General features: G+C 57.7%; 3 protein-coding genes. All 3 read left to right on the plus strand.

From position 1 onward, the window contains the following. Positions 1-2,005, plus strand: a 2,005-nt coding sequence (locus tag ACI77D_RS29090; protein WP_407018070.1) for an Ig-like domain-containing protein, incomplete at its 5' end; no start/stop codon positions are given. A gap of 48 nt (positions 2,006-2,053) precedes the next feature. Next, positions 2,054-3,571 (plus strand): TolC family protein, encoded by a 1,518-nt coding sequence (locus ACI77D_RS29095; protein WP_406980471.1) that lies wholly within the window; start codon positions 2,054-2,056, stop codon positions 3,569-3,571. Continuing rightward, positions 3,555-4,160 (plus strand): adenylyl-sulfate kinase, encoded by a 606-nt coding sequence (cysC, locus tag ACI77D_RS29100; protein ID WP_406980472.1) that lies wholly within the window; start codon positions 3,555-3,557, stop codon positions 4,158-4,160. The genes ACI77D_RS29095 and cysC overlap by 17 nt, the downstream gene beginning before the upstream one ends. Positions 4,161-4,660: the final 500 nt, after the last annotated feature.

A 4,660-nucleotide genomic window follows, 5' to 3' on the forward strand; every position in this document is an offset into this window, starting at 1 on the left:
GGTGACAGGCTTCACCAACGCCGATCTGAACATTCCCAATGGCACGTTGACCGCCGTGAGCAGCAGCGATGGCGGCATCACCTGGACGGCGACGTACACGCCCACGCTCAGGGTCAACGATACGAGCAACGTTATAGGCCTGAACAACACCGGCATCAGCGATCTGGCCGGTAATGCTGGCACTGGCTCCACCAACTCGGGCAATTACGCAGTGCATACCGAAGTGCCGACCGCAACCATTGTTGTCGCAGACACCGCGCTCAAGGCCGGGGAAACCTCGACGGTGACCATTACCTTCAGCGAGGCTGTCGCAGACTTCAGTAACGCTGACCTGACCATCGTCAATGGCGCCCTGAGCAACGTCATTAGCATTGACGGCGGCATTACCTGGACGGCGACGTTCACACCTACCGGCAATATCACTGACACGACCAACGTCATCACCCTCGACAACAGCGGTGTGGTCAATGCATCGGGCAACAGCGGCGTGGGCACCACGGAATCGAATAATTTCGCGATCGACACCGCACTGCCCACCGCCACGATCGTGGTGGCTGACAATCGCCTAGGCATCGGCGAAACCACCACCGTGACGATCACCTTCAGTGAAGCGGTGAGCGGCTTTGACCTCTCGGACATCAGCGTCGCCAACGGAACGCTGTCAAACCTTAGCAGTAGCGATGGCGGCATCATCTGGATCGCTACGTTCACACCAACCGGCAATGTGAGCGCTCCGAGCAATTTCATCTCGCTCGACACGAGCAACGTCACCGATCTGGCGGGCAATGCTGGCAGTACAGTGGCAGTGTCGAATAACTTCGCCCAGGACAGTGAACGGCCGACCGCAACCTTGGTAGTTGCCAATCCGAACCTGGGTATTGGCGGGACTTCGCAGGTAACAATCACCTTCAATGAGGCGGTCAGCGGCTTTGACCTTTCTGACATTACTGTCGCGAATGGCAGCTTATCCAACCTGATCAGCAACGATGGCGGCATTACATGGACCGCCACGTTGAAACCAAACGTCAATGTGACCGATCCGAGCAATTTCATCGCGCTCGACACGAGCAACGTCACGGATCTGGCGGGCAACGTCGGAAGCACCGTGGCGGTGTCGAACAACTATGCCCTGGACAGTGAACGGCCGTCCGCAACCGTGGTGGTCGCCAATCCGAACTTGGGTGTTGGCCAGACCTCGCAGGTGACGATCACCTTCAATGAGGTGGTCAGCGGTTTTGATCTCTCTGACATCAGTGCCGCCAATGGCACCTTGTCCAACCTGAGCAGCAGTGACGGCGGCACGACCTGGACCGCGACCCTGACACCAAGCGCCAATGTCAGCAGCGCCAGTAACGCAATCACCGTCAACCGGGGCGGCGTCAGTGACCTGGCGGGCAATAGTGGCAGCGGCGTGAGCCAGTCCGACAATTACGTGGTGAACACGGCCGCTACGCCGACCTTCGTGGTTACGCCGAATCCGCAGTTCCGCAGCAGTGATCCGGTGTCGTTCCCCGCTGCGCCTCACACAATACTACAACCGATCGTGTTCATCGCTCCGACGGGCGACCTCGGCCCACCGCTGACCTTTCCGCCGTTGTTCGAACAACGATTGATTGGCAACGGCATCCGTCCCTTGGGCGACATATTCATGAACCAAGGTGCCCTGAGCCCGAGTTTCCTTGCTCAGGTGTTCACCAGCAGTGACAGCATGGGTGACGGCGCCGGGCATGGTTTTCTTGGCTTTGGCGGCGGCGATGGTGGGGTGTTCGGCACCAGTACGCTCTCCAGTCTGTTCAATCAGAACAGCGACGCCGCGCGTGATTCGCTGAATGCCTTCGGCAGCCATTCGATCAAGGCCGGCGATGTTTCCCAAGGGCTGCGCGGCGTGTTTGGCGCCCCGTCCCTGGTTGAGCAATTGCAGCAACTCAAAGACAGCGAGCAGCACCGGGTCGACAACTTGGCGTCCGCTTTGCAACAGGCCGGCATCAGCGAAATGTCGGCCTGATAACACACAACTCATTAACACTGAGCGGGACCTAGGGGCGATCCAGGGATGAATAAGAGTCAAAAGTTGTTCGGCGCCAGCCTGCTGGCGCTAGCGATCAGCGGGTGCGCAGTCACCAGCGAACCGATTGAGCGCAGCGTCAGTGAACAGCGGGCCAGAACCGACCTGCAAAACATGTACAAGGATCAGGAGCCGCTGCGCGGCCCCCTGACGCTGCATCAGGCCATGGCCCGCGCAGTGAAGTACAACCTTGAAGGCCGCTTGAAGATCATGGAGGAAGCGCTGGCCAAGCGGCAGCTCGACCTGGCCAGCTTCGACATGCTGCCGCGCATGGCGCTGGATGCCGGGTATGTGGGGCGTAACAACGTCAGTGCTTCCAGTAGCCAGAGCGTGCGCACCGGCACCCAGTCGCTGGAACCGTCGACCTCGCAGGATCGCGACCGCGAAGTGGCGGATCTGACCATGGTCTGGAACGTCCTCGACTTCGGCGTCAGCTATATCAGCGCCAAACAACAGGGTGACCAGCGCCTGATCGTGCAGGAACGTCGGCGCAAGGTGATCAACACCATCGTCCAGGATGTGCGCTCGGCGTACTGGCGAGCGATGGCCGCCGAACGTTTGCTCAAGCAGATCGACAGCTTGATGGTACGGGTCGACACTGCCCGAAAAAACAGCCAGAGCATGAGCGAACAACGTATCGGCGAACCGGTTCAGGCCTTGGGTTATCAGCGCTCACTCATCGAAGCCACGCGTCAATTGGAGGAGCAGCGCCGCGCGCTGTCACTGGCGAAAACCGAACTGGCCACCCTGATCAATCTGCCGCTGGGTACAAATCTCACGTTGGCCACTGATGATGGTTATCAGGTTCCCGAACTCAAGGTCGATCTGGCAAAGCTCGAACAGGAGGCTTTGACCAGCCGTCCGGAACTGCGCGAGCAGGATTACCAGACGCGCATCAGCGCCGCCGAAACCCGCAAAGCCATGCTGCGTTTGCTGCCAGGCCTGGAGTTTTCGGCCGGCGGGCATTACGACAGCAACTCGTTCCTCGTGGAGCAAGGCTGGGCCGACTACGGCGTGAAAATCACCTGGAACCTGTTCAACGTGATCTCCGCTCCGGCGGCGATCAACGTCGCCAAGGCAGGCGAAGAAGTCGCCGCTGCACGGCGTGAGGCGATGTCGATTGCAGTGCTGGCGCAGCTTTATGTGGCCAACGCCAACTATCAAGAGGCGTTACGCCAGTTCAAGACCAGCCAGCAGTTGTCCGACATTGACGGGCAAATCGTTGGCCAGTTGCGCAATCGTCATCAGGCCGCAGGCATTGGTGAACTGGAGTTGATTCAGGGTGAGCTGAACAACCTGCAAGCCGACCTGCGTCGTGATCTTTCTTACGCCGATCTGCGCAATGCCTACGGCCAGATTTTCGCCAGTGCCGGGCTCGACCCGCTGCCGGATCAAGTGCAGTCCACGGACGTGCAGGCGATCGCGAACGCACTGGCCAAGCGTGAGTCGGCGTGGGCGGCGGGGGATATTTCGTTGCCAGTGGTGGCGAATGCCTCGGTGCAATGACGTGCTGGCGCCGAGCGCCAGCATCAGCCGTATACAACGCGAGGTCCGCAATGGCCATCGCGGTGCGGCCATTTTGCTGACCGGTTTGCCGGCGGCGGGCAAATCAACGCTGGCTCAAGCGCTGCACGCCACGTTGTTCGGGTGTGGTTGGCAAACGGTGGTGCTTGATGGCGATAGCTTGCGTATCGGGCTCAGTCGGGATTTGGGATTCAGTGACGCGGATCGCCAGGAAAACATTCGCCGCGCCAGCGAACTCGCCGCTCTGCTGGTGGAAAATGGTCAGCTCGTGATTCTGGCAATGATTGCGCCATTGGCCGAACTGCGCGAAGTCTTTGCCCAACGTTTGGGCGAGGACTATCGCGAGGTCTGGTGCAACGCTTCACTGGCGGTGTGCGAGCAGCGTGATCCGAAAGGGCATTACGGTCGGGCGCGACGAGGTGAATTGGCCGCGTTTACCGGTGTCTCGGCTCCGTATGAGCCACCGTTGCAGGCCTCGTTGGAGCTCGATACGGGTACACTGACCGTTGACGCCTGTCTTGATCGTCTTTTGACCTGGCTCGGCGATTGCTTAATGCTGCGCAATACATAAGCCCTCGGAGTATTCGATACTGCCGCTGGCAGTCAAAGCCGTATATGTCTGCTCGTTCAGTTCAGCACGCAATATTCTCGAGAGATAGGTACGCATAGAGATGTTTAAATGGCCAATCATGTCCACGTGCTTCGAATGCTGGATGACCGCCGAAAGTGAGGACTGTTGGATTTGCGCGCTGCGTATCCCATAGCATCATTAATGCAGTTATAAATTGTATATCCAGAGTCGGAAAATGTTAACTAGTCCATTAACATCCTTCGCCATAAGATTTGCCTTGTTTTACTGCCATGTTTGAAGTGTGCAGTTCTAAGGCGCCAACACTTTATGATTTTTAAACATGCGGTAATTTCAGTGGCGACTCAATTGATGTATTGAAAATCAGGAATGACTTAAAATTAATATTCTCACTTGGATGAGAAGTTTTTTGAGATAAAGTACTAAATAGTGATTCGGCAAAATTTGCGACGATAGATAGATAAGCTAATGGCAGCCGTTAG

This window comes from Pseudomonas sp. O39, assembly GCF_045447295.1.
Classification (GTDB): domain Bacteria; phylum Pseudomonadota; class Gammaproteobacteria; order Pseudomonadales; family Pseudomonadaceae; genus Aquipseudomonas; species Aquipseudomonas antarctica_A.